This window comes from Vibrio ulleungensis, from assembly GCF_016900875.1.
Taxonomy (GTDB): Bacteria; Pseudomonadota; Gammaproteobacteria; order Enterobacterales; family Vibrionaceae; genus Vibrio; species Vibrio ulleungensis.
This window is the reverse complement of sequence record NZ_JAFEUM010000004.1, coordinates 170,434-192,013: the sequence shown is the minus strand read 5'-3', so window position 1 is coordinate 192,013 and position 21,580 is coordinate 170,434. Positions and strand designations below refer to the sequence as shown.

The window sequence follows — 21,580 nt, the reverse complement described above, 5'->3', positions numbered from 1 at the left end:
TGCGCACATCAATGTAGGTTTCTATTAGTAATCTCACACTTGGTAGGGGTATCCTTATTGATTCCGACACGATTAAAGCGCCTCATTGATGCATAACCATAAAGCGAACAAACTGACACTAACCTTAATTCGAGGAATTCCTGGCTCTGGGAAGTCGACACTTGCACAGCACTATGCCGAGCAGATAGGTGCGCGGCATTTAGAGACTGACATGTACTTTGTGACAGAGCGGGGGGAGTATCTATTTCGCCCAACGAAACTCACAGAGGCTCATTACTGGTGCAAGCAGCAAACGCTAAAGGCGCTGCAGAAAAATCAATCGGTGGTGGTGTCGAATACCTTCATTGAGGAGTGGGAGTTGCACGACTATTTGGCGATGGCAGGTCGACATAAAATCCCAGTCGCGATCATCGAATGCACACGGCAATATGAATCCATACACGATGTACCACTGGCCACAATAGAAAAAATGCGCCGAAATTGGAGTGAGCTGTCGATTGAGAAACTGATGCGGCAGTATGGGATAGTTGAGTTAACATTACGTCCAGACTTATAGACGACTTGTACGCTCAAGCTAGCAAGACACTGCACACCAAGAGCGCACTCTCACTGCAAAGAATATGACGGAAGTCATTGAAATAGCGTTAAACTATAGACTTTCTAGCACAGGCTAGGGCGTTGTTTGCACAGTGCGCTATGCTCACACCACTGCTCGTAAAGTTGGTAATAAATAGGAGGTGGCATGTCTATTTCTGTGGCGTTAAAAGCTCTGCTTACTTGGCTACTCATTTTAATTATGGCTGTCCTTAATGGCGGATTGAGAGAGGTGGTTTTTAACCCCGTTTTGGGTACGACAACCAGTTTAGTTCTGAGCGGAATCTTACTTTCGGCGGTGATCCTTATTTTGGCCTATTGGATGCTTCCTTGGATGAGCCCACAAGGCTCGAATACCTATCTATACATTGGAGGAGCCTGGTTGATATCAACAGTGGCTTTCGAGTTCGCTTTTGGGCTTTGGCAGGGTGAAGCGTTACGCGCTTTGTTGGAGGCGTATACATTTAAAGATGGAAATATTTGGCCTATCGTATTAGCAGTAACCTTATTCGCACCTTGGATAGGCGCTAAGATGAGGCATTATATTTGATAGTCGTAATAGTTTAGGTCGGAAATTCTATGTTACTGTCTGTCTATTATTTAGAATGAGTAGAGTACAAAAATGTCCGGAATTACTGAACTCGATGAGTTGCTCGCATCAATGCAGCCTCAATTACTTGCTGAAGAATATGTGTTTTGCACGGTATCAGGCTCGATTGCGCACTATGCATCTCTTAACCCGATTGCCACGTTTATTGAAACTGAAGGGTTAACCTTAGTCCTTGAAAGACAGAATGCCGAAAAAGCTAACCTAAGTTTTGACAGCGTTTTTCGTCAAATTACCCTTACGGTTCACTCAAGTTTAGAAGCCGTAGGGCTTACTGCAGCAGTATCATCAAAGCTTGCTTCAAAAGGCATTAGTGCCAATGTCATTGCCGCCTATTATCACGACCATATATTTGTTCAATCCTCAAAAGCGGATCAGGCACTTAGCGCGCTCAATGAGTTTACCAAGAAGTGATAGTCCTGAGTTTCAACAACGTCGCTTTGCTTAACAACCCATTCAGCTTTTGTTCATATCCCTAATCGTAAACTGGCTCCGTTACCAAATGAACCCTCGGAGCCAAATATGTCTATTAGCATTGTTGTTATCACCTTAAACGAACAGAAACGAATTGGCGCGCTGTTGTCAGACTTAAGCGAGCAAACCTATCAGGACTTTGAAGTGATAGTGGTCGACTCAGACAGCGATGACGACACTCGTACTATTGCACAGAGCTTTGATGATCGACTACCTCAATTACGTGTGCACAATATGGAACAACGTGGGGTAGGGTTAGGTCGCAATACTGGGGCTGAGCTCGCTCAATTTGAGCGTCTTTTGTTCCTTGATGCTGACGTTAGACTTGACCCAGATTTCTTAAGCTCTGCCATTACTCAACTCAATCGCAATAAATTGGATATCGCGGGTGTTTATATGGGCGCTCGTCAAATGCCGCTAAAACATAAGCTTGGGTACCGACTGTTTAATCTTGGATTTTTCACCACACAATACGTGTTTCCAACGGCTGTTGGAGCTTGTCTATTCTCAACTCGCCGCGTCCACCAAGATATTGATGGGTTTGATGAAGAGATTGTGCTGTGCGAAGACTGTGACTATGTGAAACGCGCAGCGATGACCTGGCGCTTTCGATTCCTAAACTTGAGCTTTCAGTTTGATCCCCGCAGGCTCGACCAAGACGGAGTATTTAAAACCGGTGCCACGTATTTAAAAGCCAATGTTCGACGTCTTGTTAGTGGTGAAATGCGTAATAACGAAATGAACTATCAGTTTGGCCATTACGACGATCAACAAAACTCTTCGCATTCTCAGCGACCTGGCCAAGCCTAATTAGGCTCAAGTTGATTAATGATGATAGACACTCTTAGCCTCTTTTTAGGCGCACTGTTTGACGCACTGATTGGTGTAAACCTTTTCGTCATGGGGGAGCCGTTCTTTTTGGCGGCGGGGTATCAACTCTTTCAGGGTGTGATGAGTGCGCTTTTTATGGTGTTGCTAGGCGGTTTTATTGGCGATCAGTTAAGTTTCCTCATTGGTCGTCACTGGGGCAGGGCGTTGCAGTCAACATTGCTGGCTAAATATGGTCAGTTGCGTCGCCCGATCGCTCGCTGTCGTTATTTACTTAAGCGCTACCCATCTAGAGTGATTATTGGGGCGAGGCTACTTGGCCCAGTAGCGTGGTTTATGCCCTTTATAGCAGGTAGCCAATCGGTCACTTGGCCTCGTTTTGCCATCTTAAGCGCCATTGGGGTGACCATCGGTATTGGTCAGTTTGTGGTGTGGGGGTACTTCCTGGCTTATGGCGTAGAGCAATTTACTCTATTGCATACCATCAAACAGGCGTTGGATGAGTATCAACTATTGTTATTTTTACTGTTTGTGACGACAACATTTTTTATTGCAGCACGCCGCTTAAAATGGCGCAACGTAAAACGTACCTCTTTGGGGATATTGCTAGGAGGTTTATGCTATATCAATTACGTGCACTTTTTTTATAATGCTGACGACTTCGAACCTGTTGTAAATCTTCAATCAACGATTGCTCCCGTAGATATGCTCGACATCGACTATAAAGTGTATCCTGGTCATGTTTCGCTCAACGATGCCCAAGCGCTAAACCTTGTCTACGTTGGGGACTCACCTAGAGTGCTTATGGCTGAGTTAGGCTGGATAGAAAACCAAACCTTTTCTCGCGACCAGATTGGCTTTATCGACTATTTAGGGTTATTGAAGAACAAAACTCCGCCTATTTCGGATCTGTTTTGGCAAGGGGAACCGCAAGCGATGGCGTTTCAAGATGCTGGGACATTAAAGACACGAAGTCATGTGCGGTGGTGGATTGCGGGAGTGAGCGAACAAAACCAGCAGCCGATTTGGGTTGGAGCGCTCAGTTATGATGATGGATTGAGTATCACTTTCCATGCGGGCATCATTACGCTGCTTCACTATGTTGACCCAAATGTTGATCAAGAGAGGGCGCGTTTTGCCAGTATGATACAAAGCAAAACAACTCATGCTCAAGCCTTGAAACGACTGGCGCAACCTGTGGTGTTAGATGACAAACACGAATACTTTACCGATGGTGGCATACTCGTTGTAGAAGCGCAGGAAGGTTTAATTACTGCGATGGCTGACTACGCGATAAAGCCCACTGATTGAGGCACAAAAAAGCCAGCACCGAAGTGCTGGCAAAAGGTTGCTAAGGATGAACCCTTTTACTTATTTGTATGCACGATCATAAGCTGATTGCATTACCTTGATTACGTCGCTGTAACCCATCTTCTCTACTTGCTTGATGTAGTTATCCCAGTCAGCTTCGACATCGCGAGAGCCTAGGATCCACGCTTGTTGCATTTCTAGCATGTAGTCACGGATAGTTACCCAGTTACGGTCATAAGTCGATTTTTCACTGTTGTTCATAGAAACACCCATGAACGGAGTAGGCAACAAGTAGTCACCTTGGTCGTACAGTGCAATACCTTCTAGAGCGTATTTGTTTGACCACTGGATCTCGTAAGAGTAATCCATTGGGAAACCACGTGGGATCTGAGCACCAATTTCCCACATTTGTGCGTTCAATGGTGTTTCAGATTCTAGCATCTCTTTCTTAAAGGTAGGCTGACCGTCTACTACGGTGTAGTGCTCACCTTCAATACCGAAGTTAGCCAAACGGCGACCTTCTTGAGTAAACCAGAAATCAAAGTACTTGATGGTTTCTACAGCATGTTCGTTGGTGTACGAAATTGCCCAACCTTCTGGTTTAACACGTGCACGTTGGTGTTCTTCGATGCGAAGACCTGCTTTAGACGCTGGTGGCGCGAATGCTTTGAACTCAAAACCTTCAATGTCGTCAGCCAGTGAATCGTTGTAGCCAGAGGTAGAAGCAAACCAGTCGTGCGTCATACCGCCTAAGTCGTTAGACAGTAGGTATTCACGAGAGCGGCTTCCGCGAGTGAATACTTCCGCATCGATCAGACCTTCTTTGTACCACTTAGCCAGGTTCTTAATACCTTCTTTGTATCCATCACCAACGTAACCGTGGCGAATTTCACCATCAACTACGTGGAAGTCGTGGAAGGTGTCGGAGCCAGACGTACGACCGTCCCAAAGAGTTACCATACGGATCAGCTCTTCCCAGTGACGCATGAACATTGGTACTTCGTCTTTCTTGCCGTTGCCGTTTGGATCTTGGTCACGGAAGGCAACAAGTACTTCATACAGCTCGTCTACGTTGTTTGGTACTTCAAGGTTAAGCTTGTTTAGCCAGTCGTAACGGATGAAGTAACCACGACCGTATTTGCCGTCTGGCAAGTAAGGGATGTAGTACACGTTACCGTCAGCGGCTTTGATAGAAGCAAAGATGTCTGGGTTTTTGTCAAAGAACGCTTTGATGTTTGGTGCATGCTCATCGATAAGATCGTTTAGAGGTACAAATGCCCCTTCTGGACCGTAACGGTTCACATTGTCACGAATGCTTGAGCCACCTACGATGTCTGGCAAATCGCCAGATGCAATCAACAGGTTAAACGCCTCTTCACTTTTGGTTGTTGCCATAGATGCAACGTTGTTCAAGCTAACATTAGTGAGTCGAGCAGCCTCTTTCTCTACCGGCCATTCATTGTTATGCACATACTTTTTAGTATGGAAGTGAATGTCCAAAGTCAGAGGTTTGTCTGTCACTTTACTGTCTGCATAAGCACCTGCTGATGCTAATAGCGAAGCTGCAACCACAGTGGCAAGACGCGTTTTCATTGTTCTATCCATTATTATTTCCTTTTTGTTATGGCGTAGGGGCGGGATTACTCTTTAACACCACCTAACATAATCCCTTTGTTAAAGTATTTTTGAATGAATGGGTAAATCAGCAGTACTGGGATGATTGAACACACCATGATCGCGGCACTTACTGTCTCGAACGAATATGCCGAGGTCAAAAGTGTACTTGCGAAGGTATCGTCATCCGTCAACTGGGTGATGATTTGGCGTAGGTATACCTGTAGAGGTACTTTACTTTCGTCACGTAGGAGTACCATTGCCCAGAAAAATCCATTCCAGCGAGCAACAATACAGAACAACGTAACGGTAGCGATGGCCGGTTTTGCGAGTGGAATAAATACCTTCCACAATACCTGAAAATCGTTTGCACCATCCATACGTGCCGCTTCTTCAAACGATGAAGGTACACCTTCAAAGAAATTACGTAGGAGGATGATATTAAAGGCATTACACGCAAAACCAATGATGATACCAATGTAGCTATCAAGCAGGCCCAAATCTCTCATGTTTAGGAAGAAAGGGATCATGCCAGCGTTAAACCACATGGTAAAAGCAATCATAATGTTCCAGTACTTACGACCTAAAAGTTGAGGTCTAGATAAGGCGTAAGCGCCAGGAATGATGATTACTAAACTGGTTAATGTACCAAAAACTGTATAAATGAATGTGTTCTTATAGGCGGTCCAAAACGCAGGATCCCACAGAACTTTTTCATAGGCGGCAAAGGTGATGTCGACAGGCGTCATCACAACTTTACCAGCGGTAACCGCATCACCGGCACTCATTGATAGAGAAGCGACATAGATGAATGGGTAGAGCGTACTGATCGTAAACATCGCGACCAGAAACATATTGAGATATACAAACGTTTTGTCACCACGTGAGTATAGGTTCATGTTCATTGAGTTAGACATACGGCTTCCTTACCAAAGTGACGTTTTAGACACGCGCTTACTGATTGTGTTTGCAGTCATTACCAACAAGAAGGCAATTACAGCATTAAACAGACCAGCGGCTGCTGCGAGGTCGTACTTCGCGGCTTGCAGACCTTGGCGATAAATAAAGGTACTGATAACGTCAGCAGTCTCATACGTAGCAGGTTGATAGAGCATAATGATCATCTCGAAGCCCACTTCCAAAATGTTACCAATTCGGATGATTAGCATGATGAGTACTGTTGGTAAGATGCATGGAAGAGTGATTTTCCACATCATTTGCCAGCGTGATGCACCGTCAACTACCGCAGATTCGTACAGCGATGGGTTAACCCCCGCAATGGCTGCTAAGAATACGATGGAGCTAAAGCCCGCCTCTTGCCAGATACCAGTACCAACGAAGATGGTTCTGAACCATTCAGGCTTGGTGAGGAAGTAGACAGAGTCGTATCCAAAGGCATTGAGCATTAAGTTAACCACACCGGTAGAGGGTGAGAACGCTGTAATGACGATACCTGCAATGATTACCGCCGAGATGAAGTGTGGTAAGTACACGATGGTTTGCGCAGTACGTTTAAATTTAGCGTTCAATATTTCGTTGAACATAAGCGCTAAAATAATCGGAACTGGGAAGCCAAAGATAAGACTGGCACCACTGATCATTACGGTGTTTCGGATGGCACGTATAAACTGTTCGTTTTCGAAGAGAGTATAGAAATGCTCAAAACCTACCCAAGGACTGTCGGTTATCCCGCGGAATACACTGTAGTCTTTAAAGGCGATTTGTAAGCCGTACATCGGCTTGTACAAGAACAGCACAAACCAAATGATGGTCGGTGCAAGCAGCAAGTACAATTGCCATTCTCTTTTTAAGTGCTGGATAAACCAGTTCACTTTTAGACGCAACTTGCCGTGGTTGGCGGCTATCCGTGCGTGTTCAGCCCGTTCAATACTGTTCATAATCCACCTCTACTTCTCAAGCAGCGCTTGACCGCTATGGCGATCAAAGACCGTAATGGCTTCTTGGCGGAAATACAGCGTATCAACGTTATGAAGGTGTTCGACTTTGCCGTGAGTTTCTACTTTCGTTACAAAAGCGTTCTGGCCTAAGTGGCAGTGTAGTAGTGCTTCTGAACCCAAAGTCTCTACAAGTTCCAAGTCAATTTTTACTGGGCTTGAATTCTCTTGTGGTGTGATGTCAGTGTATTCAGGGCGAATACCGATTGTGATCGCTTTGTTGTGCTCAATGCCTTCAACATTTGGCAGCAGAACTTTTTGATCATCAAACGTACCGTACCACTTGTCGTCTTCTTGAACGGCGATGCCTTCAATTAAGTTCATCGGAGGTGAACCGATAAAGGTTGCTACAAAGGTGTTCTTAGGATTGTTAAACAAATCCATTGGCGTACCGATTTGCTCGATGCGGCCGTTGCTCATTACAACAATACGATCAGCCAGTGTCATTGCCTCAACTTGGTCGTGGGTAACGTAAACACTGGTTACCCCTAGGCGGTTGTGAAGACGCTTGATCTCAGCACGCATTTGAGTACGTAACTTAGCATCAAGGTTAGAGAGAGGCTCATCAAATAGGAAAACTTTTGGGTGACGAACAATTGCACGCCCCATTGCAACACGTTGACGCTGACCACCAGAAAGGTCGGCTGGGCGACGCTCTAGTAGTTCTGTTAGACCAAGAATTTCAGCAGTGTCTTTTACTGATTTTGCGATTTCATCTTTTGGCACTTTACGGATACGTAAGCCAAAGGCGATGTTTTCTGCAACGCTTAGGTGAGGGTATAGGGCGTAGTTTTGGAATACCATCGCTACATCACGATCTTTTGGCGCTACGTTATTAACCACGCGATCACCGATAGCAATATGACCATCGCTGATTTCTTCTAGACCTGCCATCATACGTAGGGTAGTTGATTTACCACATCCTGATGGACCAACCAACACAACAAATTCCTGAGGTTTCACATCCAGGTCAATGCCATGAACTACTGTCATCTCGTCGTAACTCTTGACGACGTTACTTAATTGAACTCCTGACATCCTTTATCATTCCTTATTCAATTTCACATATTTTGTAATGGGCCGGTGAGTCTGTCATCACACCGAAATGTTAATTTGGCCAATTCGGCCGTTAAGCTTGTTTATTTGTATTATTATATTTATTGAGTATAAAAGCAGCGTGATGGTTGTGTATTGGACAATTTGGGGAGTGCGATCGGGGTTAAATTTTTATTAGAGATTGGGGCTAAAAATATGAAGGCTGTCAAACTTTGTTACCAAAGTATTACGAAATTTACGGGTGCTTAATGGCCTCGGAAGCCACATTAAATGTGAGGTTGGTCAATTTGGTTCATATTTTGGCTTGTTTGGTGCAATGCTTGGAAAGGGACTGACAAAGCGGCAATGTTAATGCACTAATATGGGGCCGCAATGGCGCACTCGGATGAGATGTAGCGCAGAAAACACCCCATATCTTACTGAGTCTATTGTATTATTTAATGTTGGTGTGCGCACTGCGGTAGAGTCGACTAAGCTGATTGAATACAGTTCCGGCCTTGGCTTTTGGCTTCATACAGTGCTCTATCTGCTGAGTCCAGAACTGAGTCGAAAGTCAGACCATTAGTGTTAATGGCAATGCCAATCGAACAGGTTACTTCTCGTCCATCGAAGCGTTCTTTTTGTAACATTGTTTGTTGAATTGACTCTGCTAGTTGAGTGCAATCATCCAAATTGGTGTTTTCAATGATTAAGATAAACTCTTCGCCACCCCACCTGACAAAATGAGAACTCGGTGTGGTGAACTCTTTCATCATGTGACTAAATGCCTTTAGTACGGTATCTCCTACCTCATGGCCATATCTATCGTTAAGGCTCTTAAAATGGTCTAGATCAATGTATAAGATGCCAAATGGGGAATGTTCAAGTGAGCGGATAATACTCATGCTGCCATGGCGATTAAGTGCACCCGTTAGACTGTCAAAAGACGCGAGTGTCTGTATTTGCAGGTTGCTTTTTTTGAGTTGCTTATTCTGCACTTTTAACTGATACACTTTATGCTTAGTGAGTGTGTAAGAAAAGACTAGGTAGACAGCTGCTGCTATTATCCAAACGCAGAGAAGCAGCAAATATAGGTATTGCGCTGAGATCCATGGACCTACGATCTCTAATTTTGAAATGGTTAAGCTATATAGGCCTGGTGCCGCATTGCTGGGTGTCGCGATAGACAGGTGAATAACATTCGTAATGTCAGCAAAGCTCTTTTCTAACGGAATTTGATGGTCTTTTTTCCACCAATCGGCGACCTGAAGATACGCTAGTGGTAGTTCTACGGTTGCGTTACCTTGTTCCACAAAAAACTCAATGTGATTGGTTTTAATTTTGGATTCGGTTGGCAATTCACGGTCATGATTTTTTGCGTGTAGTCTAAGTGCTTGATCTGCCATCGGCTCTTCGTTGTATTTCGCGCGCAGTCCTATGACCACTTTGTCCATATTGCTTAGATTCAAGCCAACCAAGCCTTTATTGCGAAGATCAAATTCGAGCTCGCAATAAGGCCAGCTATACTGGGTGTCGAGCAAGCAATCCACTTCTACATTGGGATGACTTTGCGTGATGGCAGAGGTGGAATTGCCGTTACTGAAATCTGAGTCGTCAAAAATCACCATAGGTTCACCAATAACCGAAATAGACTTCGTGACCATTTTTTGTAGTGAAATTAACGCTAAAGAGGAGAGAACTAAGGTTAATATTATTGAGCGAAAGTAGACCACAGAGATATCCAATAAACCAATCTTAGTTACTATATGTTGTTCTGTATGTTGAGGTCAAAGTCGTAGGGGTACTAAATTGTAAATTAATTACACTGTGAGTGAGTATTGTCGAAATAAATACAAAAAAAAATCCACCGCTTAAGCAGTGGACTTATATGTCTTTTTGTCGAACTAAGTGGGGATTATGCCCAGAAAGAACCTACAGCGATGAGTGCTATGGCTACTGCACCTACCATTTTCATGATCGCAGCCATTTCAGAGCTAGCGAGTGCTTTGTTCATTTCTTCAACAAGAGAGGTGGTGTAATTAATGTTTGTATTTTCTACTTTTGCGTTCATCTGATTATCTCTTATCGTATCTGTCTTTGTGATTCTGTTCACAATAATACTCCAGTTGTGATTTAGGTCAACAAAAACTGTATAAAAATTACAAAAATAGATCAAAAAAGCAGCCTTTCACCGATCTGTTAGGGTTGATAATAAAGATTATGTGGTTTTATTACTACTTAAGTGGCAGAAAGCCCCGCATTTTAGCGAGGCTTATGGTTAGGGAGTCGGAGGAGGATAGTTTATTGCAATTTGGCCGCACCTAGAGCGACAATCACTTGCCGTTTTGTTTCACCACCGTAAGAGCGTCTTCCATGCATCGCCAGGTTGTTGTCCACCAATGCCACATCACCGGCTTGCCATTCAACATCAAATACTAACGTTTCTGACAATTCACACATCAACTCTAAACCGTCCTTTGGCAATTGGGAATCATCCCCAAAACGCAAGGTTGGATGATGTTGTTCACGCACTCCTTTCCAACCTAAGTAGGCAGCGATCAATTGATTAAAAAATACTTTGTTACCGTTGCTTGCCACTTTAATGGCTGGCAGAGGGCAGGTGGTAGTCTTGATTGAGCCATCAAGTTGCCATTCCCATGTATAGCCTAGTTCGGTTAAGCGTGCTTCTGCTTCGTCAATGTTCGACACTGACAAGGTGCTTTTCCATCCACGGCCTTGGCCTGATCCTGCGTTATCTTCAGCAGGCATATGTGTGGTGTACTTTACTCCTTTCTGCTCAAGTTGTTCTGTGAAGCTTGGAGAGGCTTTCTTGAGCGCTTGGTACATCATGTCTCCCCGCAAGATTGGTGACGCGCCGCCAGTGTCAGCAGGGACGAGGCAACTAAAAAAGATCTTATCGGGAAATATTGGGGTTTGTGCCATTTCGTTATGTAAGTTTATCTCTACTTCTTTGGGTGCTTCGTTGGCGGTGAACACACGCTCGGTGAAGTTAATGCGAACCGCATTGGACAGTGAATCTTGATAGGTAAAATTAGGGTAACCAAAGCTAGCACTAAACGCGTCAAACATTTCTGCACTGGCAATAGGGAAACCTCTAAATAAAATCGCTCCACTTTTGTCGAGCAATGTTGCGATATCTGACAATCTATCATCAATCCACTGGCAAGCCTCTTCAATGGTGGTCACACTGCCATCGTTTACGATCACGGCTGGAAATACGTCATCGGGATTGACGAATTGGTTGTCAATTGAAGTCAATTTCAGCATGGGTACTCCTAATCGTATATGGGGCAGTGGGTATTAAAGGCTTCACCACAAAAGTGGCCAGGGTCGTTGAATCGATGGTTAAGGTTTAATCCACTGATTGCCTCCATTTCGATCTCTGTAAGAGAGAAGTTAAATAGATCCAAGTTCTCAGCCAAGTGCTTTGGATTGGTACTCTTTGGAATCACTGCATAACCGCGTTGAACGCCCCAACGCAATACCACTTGAGCGGGTGTGACATCGTGAGCCTTTGCCGCATTCAGCACTTCTTCTCGCGTAATTACGGCTTGAGCTTGAGTCGCCATGTCTATTTCTACATACGACTGTGCGCCAAGTGGTGAGAATGCAGTGACAGGAATGCCTAAATTGTTGGCGAGGGTGAGTAGACGCTGCTGAGTGTGGTAGGGGTGTATTTCAACTTGCAACATAGAGGGTTTGATTCTTGCGTAGTTAACTAAGTCAAATAACAATGCTGAGTTGTAGTTACATACGCCGATGTGTTTGACACTGCCTAAGTCGACTAAAGCCTCCATCGCTTGCCATGTTTGATGCAGTGGGACTTGTGCAAATTCCATTTTCGGGTCAGCGGCTAGAGGATCATGGAACCACTCAGGTGGGTAGCGGGTCTCAAAAGGAACAAAGGCCTGTGCAATTGGGAAGTGAATAAGATAAAGATCCAAGTACTCAAGCCCTAGATCATTAAGAGTACGCTCTAACGCAGGTTGAACGTGCTCCGGTGCATGATAAGTATTCCAGAGTTTAGAGGTGATCCATAAGTCTTCACGTGTGACTAGACCATCGTCTATGGCGCGTGCAATTCCCTGTCCAACTTCTTTCTCATTCCCATAATCACAAGCGCTGTCGAGATGTCGATAGCCAATTTTTATGGCATTGTAAACTGCATCAGCACAGTCGTCTTTTGACACTTTCCATAAGCCTAGGCCTACTCGTTGTTGTTCCGTTTTAAACATAGTGTGTTCTCTTTTTTTTGGGCAAATTGTTCGTCAGCATTAACGCATTAGTTATAGTCGTTGGTCTGAGTGAAAAAGGCACCTTAGCTAAAGGTGCCTATGTAACGTTATATGCCAAACTGTGTGTTGTTACGCTGTTAGTTAAACTGTATGTCGTAGCTTGCTTGAATACTCATTTCACAGGTTTTGATCTCGGATTCAAAGCGTTCTAGCCACATCTTGCCTTCGTCACCCGTGGTTTCAATGAAGTAATCTTTAACTGGAGCTGACGCCATTTGGAACGCTTTGCGCTCTTCTGCTGTTGGGTTATAGATGGTTCCCCCCGCCTTACGGAACTCTTCGTAAGCGGTAAATTCGCGGTGTTTAGGGTAAGCGCGTAGGTATTGGTTTTGTGCACTGATACCATCAACGATCACTTGTTTGAGATCATCTGACATGCTCTTAAACTTCATGTCATTAAATACCCAAGCACCACCCATGTATGCGTGGCCGTCTAGGGTCATGAAGTTTAGGCTTTCGTGGAACTTATTCTGAACAATATCGACGATGCCGTTTTTGGTGCCATCGACCACGCCCGTCGAGAGTGCGGTATACACTTCAGGCCAAGAAATTGGTGTCGGTGCACCGCCTAGCTCTTTCACCAACTCTTGCTGAATCTTCGCTGGAACGGTTCGGATTTTTAAACCATCAATGTCCGCTGGAGATTTGATCATCTGCTTGGTCGTTGCAAAGTTACGCCAACCGCCAGAGTTTGACACCATCATTAAACGCGTATTGGGTGCTTTTTTTAGTACTTCATTTCGAACATCACCGAGGAATTTTTCGTTGCCGTATACACACTCAGCGACTCGATCGTTCGGCAATAAGTAAGGAAGATCAAAAGCACCAACAGGTTGCCAGTAGTTACCTAACTCAGCAATGGTGGTCTGAAAGTAGTCGAATATGCCGGATTGAACACCGGCAATACACTCTTTTGCCGTACTACATAGCTGTCCCGCAGGGTAAATTTCTACTTCGATGGCGCCATTAGAACGCGACTCAACAAAGTTCTTAAATACCAACAATGACTGATGGTTGTATCCATCAATGTTCGTCACATGTGGCACCGTCAGTTTGTAATCGGCGGCTTGTGCTGCTCCAGCACTAAGAAGTGCCGTTGTAGTAAGTGCTAAAAGGGTTTTTTTCATTGTTTAAGTTCCTTTTAAGGGGTGGTTTCACGTTATTGTTATGGCTGGTTTTTGGGTTGCACTTGTTTGGAGCAAAGCTATTGCATTACGCCAAGCAGTTTCGGTAACCCAATGACCAACTCTGGAAAAATTGAAATTAGAAAGATGATGACAAACTCGATCGCGATAAAGGGAATGATGGCGCGAGAGATTTTTTGCAGTGGCATGCCAGACACCCCAGAGGCAACAAACAGCACCAAACCCATTGGTGGTGTCGCGAGCCCAATCGAGAGGTTTATGCACATCACAACGCCAAAATGAACCGGATCAATACCTGCATTAATCATTATAGGGCCAATGATGGGAGCAAAAATTAGGATCGCGGGGCCAGCGTCCAAGAACATCCCTACCACGAATAAAAAGAGATTGACGATCAAAAACAGTATCAGCGGGTCTGTTGTGATTTCGCCAATAAACTTCGTTATGTCATTCGAAATGCCCGAAAAGCTAATGGCCGACGCAAATCCACTTGCTGCTGCAACAATAATAAGCACGGCTGCAGCATTTACCGCGACCTTGGCAAATAGTGCATAGGTCGCTTTAATATTGGTCACTTTTAACACATACACCGATAAGAAAATGGCATAGGCGACCGCAACCGCAGCAGCCTCAGTGGGTGTGAAGATACCTCCATAAATACCGCCCAAAATAATGACCGGAGTCATTAGAGGCAGGATCGCCATTTTGAGACTTTTACTTCTCTCTAAATTGTTGGCTCGTGGCATAGGTTGAATATCGGGGTAGTGTCTTATTTGAAAACGATTTACCACCATTAAGCCAACGCAAAATATGATCCCTGGCACAATGCCTGCGATAAACATGGCAGCGACGGAGGTGTTCATGACAAATGCGTAGATCAACATAATGCCAGACGGTGGGATGACATTGCCTAACACCGTTGCGGCGGCCGTAAGTGCTGCAGAATAAGATCGGTCGTATCGATATTTTGTCATTTCTGGAATTAGCATATTACCAATGGCAGATGTTGCTGCCACGGCTGAACCCGTTAAAGCACCAAACAGAGTCGACGCTAAAATAACGACATGGCCAAGCCCACCTCGTAAATGCTGTACTCGTGTTTGAGCAAAAGACACTATCCTTGGGGTGATCCCTCCGGAAGACATGCATTCACCAGCTAGCATAAAAAAGGGTAAGGCGAGCAGTAAAAAGTTGTCTAGCCCTGCGTAGAGCCTTTGGTAAAGCATGTTGATGAACATCACTTGGTCATTTTGAACAAAGGTTATGATGGGGGACAGACCTAACGCGAATAAAACCGGAACACCAATCAGTAAGAAGGTCAAAAAGTAGAAAAGAAAAATCGGGGAAACCATGATAATGTCCTATTTACCGTGAGAGGTGGAGTTTGGAGCAGATGATTTGGGCTCGCTCGCTTTTGGGGCAAAAAGTCGATGAATGGACCCAAATAGCTTTTGTAGAGCAAACGAACAGGACACTGCCAGCATGACAGGTGGCACCGCGTACACGACATACATAGGAATCGGCAGGCTGTCGGCCATAACTGAGCCGCTTTTTAAGAACGCCAAACCAAAATAAATCCAAAAGCCAAACAGTATTAAAGCGGTCAAGTGTGCGAATAGCATTAACAACTCGTATAGGCGTGTGCCTTGCAGTTTGTCGGTAATAAATGTCATCGCGATATTGCGATCATCTAGGTAGATGATGGGTAGGCACAAGTAGGTCATATAGATCATCAAAAATCGAGACGATTCGTCAGTCCAACTGAGCGGCATGTTTAGCACATAGCGAAATGCAATTTGTATTAGAACAATCACTGTCATCGCAAATAATAACAGGCCCGCTAATTGCGATGTGACGGCTGCAATTGGCTTATTAATGATGTTAAGCGCGCTCTCTAACTGCTTGAACATACGTGTTAGATACTCCATTACCCATTAGTGATTTGAGTTTAAAATGACATACAATGTCGATTTTGTTTCGAACGAACACAATATTGGCTCGTTTGAACGTTGGCTATTACACTAACAGCTTATTTGTTCAATTCTGTGAAATAGTTATCATAATGTAACATTTTGGTTAACCGTTGCAATCGTTTGAGGCGGTGGAAAGCGTATAAATCGCAGTAGCAGTGAGCAATTTACTGACCAATGCATGGTCATTATTGGTCGCTTATGCTCGTTTATTGTTATTTGATACGAGATGGCTAGGTGAGCGGAAAAGAGTACTCTACAGGTGTTTTGTTGCCTTTTTGTTAAAAGTGCGCTTTGCTAAACTGTCTTGATTAACCAATGTTTTGAGCGAAAATGCGCAAATCAATAAACAATGCTTTTCAATATAAAACCTAAAATTGTGAACTGCGCTGCCTTCTAATCATTAGATTAGGTATAGTAAACCTATAAGACCATTTCGGATTAATACTATGGATCTCAATCTGTTAACAACGTTTCTGTCAGTGTATAAAAATCGTTCAATTACACTTGCTGCTGAAGAGCTCGATGTTTCTCAGCCGGCTGTTAGTGCCTCATTAAAGCGTTTGGAAGCCGTTGTTGGAAAGTCCCTCTATGTTAGAGAAGGGCGGGGTATTGCACCTACAGGCGCCGCGGTAGCTCTTGCCAATAAAATTCAGTCGCCAATGTCTGTGCTTGAAACTGTGGAGCAAAAGCAAGAGCAGATTAACCTCTATTGCAGTGAAGTAGTGCTCCATAAAGTCAGCCACATAGAGCAAATGCATACGGTCGTCACTCCTCTTAACGAGCAAGAAGTGATTGATGATCTTAATACACAAAAAGTGGATTTAGTGATTGATGCCATGGTGACTCGCAAGCAGTCGGTTATTGTGGAGGAAATTTATCAAGAAGACGGAGTGTGCGTGACTCGTAAAGACCATCCTCGCATTGGCGATACGATGACGCGCGAGCAATACTTTGCAGAAAGGCATATCGCACTGAAAATTCGACGCAACAACATGGGAACGCTTGAACATATTGCGAATGAACCCATTGAACCGCGAAAGGTGTCTATCGAGACAGAATCCCTTGCCAGTATGATCGGCCTTGCGGCAATCACCGACTATATAGGATCGACCACCCGCTCATTTGCTGAAACCTTTGCACCACGATTAGGATTAAACATTCATGAGATTCCTTTTGGTGTAAAACCCATTCCCTTGAGTATGCTTTACCACCGTCGCTACGCCAGCGATCCATTCCATAAAGCCAAACGTAAGGAAATAGTTGAAGCAATTACAGGTCGAACATATAAATAGCATTTATATCTCAACCAAAGTCCAGCGTATATATTCTCTACAGTGGTAACGCCATAATCAGCGCTCACCAACCAATTGTAGAGAATTACAATGAAACTAAAAACTCTTACAGTAGCAACAGCAGCCCTTTTCACTACTGGCGCGATGGCAGCATCGACTTCAGTTTACCTAGAGCAGCAAGTAGATTCTAACGCTACTAAAGAAGGTGTTTACGCAACAGAAGTTGGCGCAAACATCAACACTTCCGAAAATGGCAATGTATTCATTGGCATGGATGACCAAGGATGGTTGGCAGCAGGTTACGGACACGACTTTTCAATCACTGACCAATGGGATATGAACCTATATGGTGAAGTGGGTAAATGGGATGAAGCTGAAGAAGCATTTCTAGAAGCAACTGTCATTTATCAAGCTCATTCTAACTTCAACGTGTTTGGCGGATTGGGTTACAACCGCTCAAGCATCACGGATTCGGCGTATTCTGATATCGACTCTGATATTGGCACAGGCAGCATTTACGCTGGTACGCATATGAATTTCGGTCAGGTTTTCATTGACTATAAGTACACCTACGAGCAAGTAGAGGGTATTTCTGACCTGTCTCAAGAGGATTACTCTACTCACGAACATGAAGTGATCATGGGCATGAGCTTTGACGACTGGACTCCATATGTTAAGTACACATACTACGATAACAACGGTGTGTTTGATGGTGCAACCATCGAATCTGACAGCATTTGGACACTTGGTATCGCATACCAATTCTAATTTGACGTAATCTCAACATTATTTAGTTTTCACAGCAGACGGAGTTGCATTCTTTTGAGGAAATACCATGAATCGCTCCCATTCACGACGTTTAACTTCAAACCTATCCATTGCTCTTAGTCTTGCAGGTTTGTTAGCACTGCCTAATACGGCATTTGCTCATAACATTCTATTTGACGAGTCTCAATATGACCAGTCTGAGTTCTCCGTGGATTATCGACAGTGTGAAGCCATGCTTGACAATGTGGGTAATAACGAAGGCGCAGGCGCGGTAGAGCAGGGGGTTAAACGCGGTGCAAGAGGCGCAGCAGCAGGTGCAGCTGCAGGCTCGATTTCTGGTAACTCTGGCTCTGAAGCCGCTAAAAAAGGTGCCGCTATCGGTACCACCGTTGGGATACTAAGTGGTCGAGGCTCAAAAAATGCCGCGGCCAGTCAAAACCAAAAAGAGCGCGATGATCTAATGAGAAATTGTATGAGTGGAAGAGGGTATCAGCCGCTGAACTGATACACTTTTGGGAGCACCACAAACACGTTTTCTGTCCCTTAACGTAAGGTCATCGCGCTCCCCTATTATTCGACAATATAAGCAGCTGCATTGTGCAGCTGCTTTTTTGTCTTTATTTCATTGTCATGCTTTAAAAAACATTTTAAAACAATGTGTTACAAGTGCTGAAGTTCTTAAATAACTATCGTGATATCAATGGCAATTATTACATGTTCGCTGTTGATGGCTCGATCTAGAGAACATAATATTTCTCGAATGAGCAGGTATTCCTGCGAATGGGAACGCATTTTTTGCGGCGAAAGATACAGTAGCCGTGATTGGAAAGTGTAGTTAGTTTATCTTATTTCACACGAGTAATTAGCAAGATATGTATAGAAGAATTAAACGCAACAGAATACAGAAGCTGTTTCTGAAAGCCATCTACGAACATACAGAAACCAATGAGAAAAAATACCTATTTCGTTGGAATAACTAGCAGCTACTTTGTTCGCAAGACGACGTCGGTTGCATTAGTTGTTTTTTTGATTTCGACTAGCTTATTTGATTAGTATGTTATGTAAACTTGCTCCTAATAATTTGGGAGTAACTCAATGAAGACCGAAAAAGAAAAAATGCTGGCTGGAGAGCCCTATCTAGCCTGGGATAAAGAGTTATACAGTGAACGCATCCGTTGTCGTCGTACTCTGCAAGTGTTAAATGACAGTATCCCCAACACTAAGAGCTGGCGTGCAGCAATAGATGAACTTCTGCCTGAAAACGATAATGCTTATCTAGAGCCACCCTTTCGGTGTGACTATGGCAGTAATATCATCGCCGGGAAAAACTTCTACGCCAATTTCAACTGTGTCATTTTAGATGTCGCGAGAGTGTACATTGGCGACAATGTCATGCTTGCACCTAATGTTCAAATTTATACCGCTGGGCATCCGCTTGAGAAAGTAGGTCGTGTCGACGAAGGGGTTGAGTTTGGTACTGAAATTCACATAGGCGACAACGTGTGGATTGGTGGCGGCGCAATAATTTGCCCTGGAGTCCGCATCGGTGATAACAGTGTTATTGGCGCAGGAAGTGTTGTGACAAAAGACGTTCCAGCCAACATGGTTGCCGCAGGGAACCCTTGTAAGGTAATTAAAGCCATTGATAACAGCTGATAATTAGCCGTTTTTGCACAGTGATTAAATAGACTTTTTCAATCACTGTGCATCCATTTCCCCCTGTCACTGCTTTTCCTTGCCATTGTTCATCCGTCCCCTTTACATCTCGCTAATTGTGACTCGAATCGCTTTGCCCTGACCAACCTTTGCCACTGCCTGTTTAGAATTGACGTCGTCAACAGAAAGGCTAGGTGCTTTAATAAGTCACAACACACCCTTTTTCATAACCCTACGGGGCAATCCAAAATAATCCATGACCCGACTGCAATTTACTTAAGTTTTGGTGGGATTTTTAACAATTGTCGATTTCTTGAGCTATATGTTAGTAGGAGAAACACAACGCTGACTGGCTTAAATTGTTCAAGGAGAGATAAACAATGTTTAAAAGCACCAAAAGAAGTGCATTGCGACTCACGCTGCTCGCAGGAATGCTAGGAGGGGTGGCGGCTAACGCTGTTGCTGCCGAGAAGCCTAACATATTGGTGATATGGGGAGACGATATCGGTCAAACTAATATCAGCGCCTATACCTTCGGATTGATGGGGTACAAAACCCCAAATATCGATAGCATTGCAGAAGAAGGGATGATGTTCACCGACTACTACGCTGAGCAGTCTTGTACAGCTGGGCGTTCTACCTTCATTACTGGTCAAAGTGTTTTACGGACTGGTTTGAGTAAAGTGGGGCTGCCTGGGGCCGATCTTGGTTTGCAAGCTAAAGACGCCACAATTGCAGAAATGCTCAAACCTATGGGCTACATGACGGGTCAATTTGGTAAGAACCACCTTGGCGATAAAGATGAGTTCTTGCCAACCAACCACGGTTTCGATGAGTTTTTTGGTAATCTTTATCACCTAAACGCCGAAGAAGAACCTGAGAATATCGACTATCCAAAAGACCCAGAATTTCGCAAAAAATTTGGGCCACGTGGTGTAATTAAATCTTTCGCCGATGGAAAGATAGAAGATACTGGGCCATTGACTAAGAAGCGCATGGAGACGGTGGATGAGGAAACTCTAGAAGCAGCGGTCAACTTTATTGAACGAGCGGTTCAAGCGGACAAGCCTTTCTTTGTATGGTGGAACGCAACACGGATGCATTTTAGAACCCACGTCAATGAAGAACAGCAAGGAGCTTCAGGGATCAGTAATTATGCTGACGGTATGATGGAACATGATCGCCATGTCGGTGTATTACTAGACACGGTTGATAAACTGGGCATAGAGGACAATACCATCGTGTTCTACTCGACCGATAATGGGCCTCATATGAATTCGTGGCCAGACGCTGGTACCACCCCGTTCCGCGGTGAGAAAAACACCAACTGGGAAGGGGCGTATAGGGTACCCGCTATGGTTAAGTGGCCAGGTAAAATCGAAGCCGGCGTTGTCTCTAATGAAATTATGCACCACATGGATTGGATGCCGACCTTCGTTGCTGCCGCAGGTGATGACCAAATTAAAGACAAATTGCTTAAAGGCTATAACGCTAATGGCAAAGACTTTAAAATTCACCTAGACGGGTATAACTTCTTGCCTTATCTGATGGGAGAGGAAGAGAAGGGACGCCGTGCAGAAATCTTCTACTTTACTGATGATGGTGATTTGGCCGCACTGCGTTACAACGCTTGGAAAGCGGTATTCATGGAGCAACGTGCGACTGGCACCATGCAGATTTGGGCCGAACCGTTCGTCACTTTGCGCTTACCTAAGCTGTTTAACTTACGAATGGATCCGTACGAAAATGCGGATATAACCTCAAATACCTACTATGACTGGTTGCTGGATCATGCCTACATGTTTGTCCCTGCACAGGCTTATGTTGGGGAGTTCCTAGCGACCTTTGAAGAGTTCCCACCAAGTCAAAAAGCGGCGAGCTTTAGTCTCGATCAGGTTATGGAGAAGCTACAAGAAATACCGAGTAAATAACCTCTCTAAAACTAAAGGCTCGTAAGAGCCTTTTTTATTGGCGACAAAACTCAAAACCTAATAGGATCCTATCGCTAAAAA

General features: G+C 44.3%; 21 protein-coding genes. 10 read left to right on the top strand and 11 right to left on the bottom strand.

The window, feature by feature from the left end:
- Positions 1-88 precede the first annotated feature (88 nt).
- The 5 genes from JQC93_RS11715 (at position 89) to JQC93_RS11695 (ending at position 3,814) form a co-directional block, all read left to right on the top strand.
- Positions 89-556 (top strand): ATP-binding protein, encoded by a 468-nt coding sequence (locus JQC93_RS11715; protein WP_205158626.1) that lies wholly within the window; start codon positions 89-91, stop codon positions 554-556.
- A gap of 186 nt (positions 557-742) precedes the next feature.
- Positions 743-1,144, top strand: a complete 402-nt coding sequence (locus tag JQC93_RS11710) for a hypothetical protein (protein WP_205158625.1) — start codon at positions 743-745, stop codon at positions 1,142-1,144.
- A 72-nt stretch (positions 1,145-1,216) separates the two neighbouring features.
- Positions 1,217-1,615: an ACT domain-containing protein gene (locus JQC93_RS11705; RefSeq protein ID WP_205158623.1), complete on the top strand. Its 399-nt coding sequence runs from the start codon at positions 1,217-1,219 to the stop codon at positions 1,613-1,615.
- A gap of 108 nt (positions 1,616-1,723) precedes the next feature.
- Positions 1,724-2,485, top strand: coding sequence for a glycosyltransferase family 2 protein (locus JQC93_RS11700; protein ID WP_205158622.1), 762 nt, complete (start codon positions 1,724-1,726; stop codon positions 2,483-2,485).
- A gap of 21 nt (positions 2,486-2,506) precedes the next feature.
- The gene (locus JQC93_RS11695; protein ID WP_205158814.1) at positions 2,507-3,814 is read left to right on the top strand and encodes an LssY C-terminal domain-containing protein; all 1,308 of its coding nucleotides are present in this window, start codon (positions 2,507-2,509) and stop codon (positions 3,812-3,814) included.
- Between the two features lie 60 nt (positions 3,815-3,874).
- On the opposite strand, the gene JQC93_RS11690 is transcribed toward JQC93_RS11695, so the two are convergent.
- The 11 genes from JQC93_RS11690 to JQC93_RS11640 form a co-directional block, all read right to left on the bottom strand.
- Entirely contained in the window at positions 3,875-5,419 is a 1,545-nt protein-coding gene (locus JQC93_RS11690) for an extracellular solute-binding protein (RefSeq protein WP_205158621.1), read from the bottom strand.
- 35 nt (positions 5,420-5,454) lie between these two features.
- On the bottom strand, positions 5,455-6,345 hold the full coding sequence (locus JQC93_RS11685; RefSeq protein WP_205158620.1) for a carbohydrate ABC transporter permease: 891 nt from the start codon (positions 6,343-6,345) through the stop codon (positions 5,455-5,457).
- Between the two features lie 9 nt (positions 6,346-6,354).
- Positions 6,355-7,326 carry an ABC transporter permease gene (locus JQC93_RS11680; RefSeq protein WP_084884772.1) on the bottom strand — a complete coding sequence of 324 codons (972 nt, stop codon included), beginning with the start codon at positions 7,324-7,326 and terminating at the stop codon, positions 6,355-6,357.
- 9 nt (positions 7,327-7,335) lie between these two features.
- The gene (locus JQC93_RS11675; protein WP_205158619.1) at positions 7,336-8,421 is read right to left on the bottom strand and encodes an ABC transporter ATP-binding protein; all 1,086 of its coding nucleotides are present in this window, start codon (positions 8,419-8,421) and stop codon (positions 7,336-7,338) included.
- Between the two features lie 488 nt (positions 8,422-8,909).
- Positions 8,910-10,046 carry a GGDEF domain-containing protein gene (locus JQC93_RS11670; protein WP_205158617.1) on the bottom strand — a complete coding sequence of 379 codons (1,137 nt, stop codon included), beginning with the start codon at positions 10,044-10,046 and terminating at the stop codon, positions 8,910-8,912.
- A gap of 287 nt (positions 10,047-10,333) precedes the next feature.
- On the bottom strand, positions 10,334-10,489 hold the full coding sequence (locus JQC93_RS11665) for a hypothetical protein (RefSeq protein ID WP_205158616.1): 156 nt from the start codon (positions 10,487-10,489) through the stop codon (positions 10,334-10,336).
- A 230-nt stretch (positions 10,490-10,719) separates the two neighbouring features.
- Positions 10,720-11,706, bottom strand: a complete 987-nt coding sequence (locus JQC93_RS11660) for a TauD/TfdA family dioxygenase (RefSeq protein ID WP_205158615.1) — start codon at positions 11,704-11,706, stop codon at positions 10,720-10,722.
- Between the two features lie 8 nt (positions 11,707-11,714).
- Positions 11,715-12,674 carry an aldo/keto reductase gene (locus tag JQC93_RS11655; protein WP_205158614.1) on the bottom strand — a complete coding sequence of 320 codons (960 nt, stop codon included), beginning with the start codon at positions 12,672-12,674 and terminating at the stop codon, positions 11,715-11,717.
- 137 nt (positions 12,675-12,811) lie between these two features.
- Positions 12,812-13,861, bottom strand: coding sequence for a TRAP transporter substrate-binding protein (locus JQC93_RS11650; protein ID WP_205158613.1), 1,050 nt, complete (start codon positions 13,859-13,861; stop codon positions 12,812-12,814).
- Between the two features lie 77 nt (positions 13,862-13,938).
- A complete protein-coding gene (locus JQC93_RS11645; RefSeq protein WP_205158612.1) occupies positions 13,939-15,231 on the bottom strand; it encodes a TRAP transporter large permease in 1,293 nt (430 codons plus the stop codon).
- 9 nt (positions 15,232-15,240) lie between these two features.
- Complete coding sequence (locus JQC93_RS11640) at positions 15,241-15,789, bottom strand: TRAP transporter small permease (RefSeq protein ID WP_205158611.1); 549 nt, start codon at positions 15,787-15,789, stop codon at positions 15,241-15,243.
- Positions 15,790-16,298: 509 nt separating this feature from the next.
- On the opposite strand from JQC93_RS11640, the gene JQC93_RS11635 reads away from it, so the two are divergent.
- From JQC93_RS11635 to JQC93_RS11615, 5 genes are all read left to right on the top strand, one after another.
- On the top strand, positions 16,299-17,144 hold the full coding sequence (locus tag JQC93_RS11635) for a LysR family transcriptional regulator (protein ID WP_205158610.1): 846 nt from the start codon (positions 16,299-16,301) through the stop codon (positions 17,142-17,144).
- 90 nt (positions 17,145-17,234) lie between these two features.
- Positions 17,235-17,912, top strand: a complete 678-nt coding sequence (locus JQC93_RS11630; RefSeq protein WP_205158609.1) for a hypothetical protein — start codon at positions 17,235-17,237, stop codon at positions 17,910-17,912.
- A 67-nt stretch (positions 17,913-17,979) separates the two neighbouring features.
- Positions 17,980-18,417, top strand: a complete 438-nt coding sequence (locus JQC93_RS11625; protein ID WP_205158608.1) for a glycine zipper family protein — start codon at positions 17,980-17,982, stop codon at positions 18,415-18,417.
- Between the two features lie 590 nt (positions 18,418-19,007).
- Positions 19,008-19,568, top strand: coding sequence for a sugar O-acetyltransferase (locus JQC93_RS11620; protein ID WP_205158607.1), 561 nt, complete (start codon positions 19,008-19,010; stop codon positions 19,566-19,568).
- Between the two features lie 431 nt (positions 19,569-19,999).
- Positions 20,000-21,499, top strand: a complete 1,500-nt coding sequence (locus tag JQC93_RS11615; protein ID WP_236009540.1) for an arylsulfatase — start codon at positions 20,000-20,002, stop codon at positions 21,497-21,499.
- The last annotated feature ends 81 nt before the right edge of the window (positions 21,500-21,580 follow it).

Excerpts from the sequence above, each read along its gene's own strand:
- JQC93_RS11715 (WP_205158626.1), top strand. The coding sequence starts at position 89 with ATGCATAACCATAAAGCGAACAAACTGACACTAACCTTAATTCGAGGA.
- JQC93_RS11710 (WP_205158625.1), top strand. The coding sequence starts at position 743 with ATGTCTATTTCTGTGGCGTTAAAAGCTCTGCTTACTTGGCTACTCATT.
- JQC93_RS11705 (WP_205158623.1), top strand. The coding sequence starts at position 1,217 with ATGTCCGGAATTACTGAACTCGATGAGTTGCTCGCATCAATGCAGCCT.
- JQC93_RS11700 (WP_205158622.1), top strand. The coding sequence starts at position 1,724 with ATGTCTATTAGCATTGTTGTTATCACCTTAAACGAACAGAAACGAATT.
- JQC93_RS11695 (WP_205158814.1), top strand. The coding sequence starts at position 2,507 with ATGATAGACACTCTTAGCCTCTTTTTAGGCGCACTGTTTGACGCACTG.
- JQC93_RS11690 (WP_205158621.1), bottom strand. The coding sequence starts at position 5,419 with ATGGATAGAACAATGAAAACGCGTCTTGCCACTGTGGTTGCAGCTTCG.
- JQC93_RS11685 (WP_205158620.1), bottom strand. The coding sequence starts at position 6,345 with ATGTCTAACTCAATGAACATGAACCTATACTCACGTGGTGACAAAACG.
- JQC93_RS11680 (WP_084884772.1), bottom strand. The coding sequence starts at position 7,326 with ATGAACAGTATTGAACGGGCTGAACACGCACGGATAGCCGCCAACCAC.
- JQC93_RS11675 (WP_205158619.1), bottom strand. The coding sequence starts at position 8,421 with ATGTCAGGAGTTCAATTAAGTAACGTCGTCAAGAGTTACGACGAGATG.
- JQC93_RS11670 (WP_205158617.1), bottom strand. The coding sequence starts at position 10,046 with ATGGTGATTTTTGACGACTCAGATTTCAGTAACGGCAATTCCACCTCT.
- JQC93_RS11665 (WP_205158616.1), bottom strand. The coding sequence starts at position 10,489 with ATGAACGCAAAAGTAGAAAATACAAACATTAATTACACCACCTCTCTT.
- JQC93_RS11660 (WP_205158615.1), bottom strand. The coding sequence starts at position 11,706 with ATGCTGAAATTGACTTCAATTGACAACCAATTCGTCAATCCCGATGAC.
- JQC93_RS11655 (WP_205158614.1), bottom strand. The coding sequence starts at position 12,674 with ATGTTTAAAACGGAACAACAACGAGTAGGCCTAGGCTTATGGAAAGTG.
- JQC93_RS11650 (WP_205158613.1), bottom strand. The coding sequence starts at position 13,861 with ATGAAAAAAACCCTTTTAGCACTTACTACAACGGCACTTCTTAGTGCT.
- JQC93_RS11645 (WP_205158612.1), bottom strand. The coding sequence starts at position 15,231 with ATGGTTTCCCCGATTTTTCTTTTCTACTTTTTGACCTTCTTACTGATT.
- JQC93_RS11640 (WP_205158611.1), bottom strand. The coding sequence starts at position 15,789 with ATGTTCAAGCAGTTAGAGAGCGCGCTTAACATCATTAATAAGCCAATT.
- JQC93_RS11635 (WP_205158610.1), top strand. The coding sequence starts at position 16,299 with ATGGATCTCAATCTGTTAACAACGTTTCTGTCAGTGTATAAAAATCGT.
- JQC93_RS11630 (WP_205158609.1), top strand. The coding sequence starts at position 17,235 with ATGAAACTAAAAACTCTTACAGTAGCAACAGCAGCCCTTTTCACTACT.
- JQC93_RS11625 (WP_205158608.1), top strand. The coding sequence starts at position 17,980 with ATGAATCGCTCCCATTCACGACGTTTAACTTCAAACCTATCCATTGCT.
- JQC93_RS11620 (WP_205158607.1), top strand. The coding sequence starts at position 19,008 with ATGAAGACCGAAAAAGAAAAAATGCTGGCTGGAGAGCCCTATCTAGCC.
- JQC93_RS11615 (WP_236009540.1), top strand. The coding sequence starts at position 20,000 with ATGCTAGGAGGGGTGGCGGCTAACGCTGTTGCTGCCGAGAAGCCTAAC.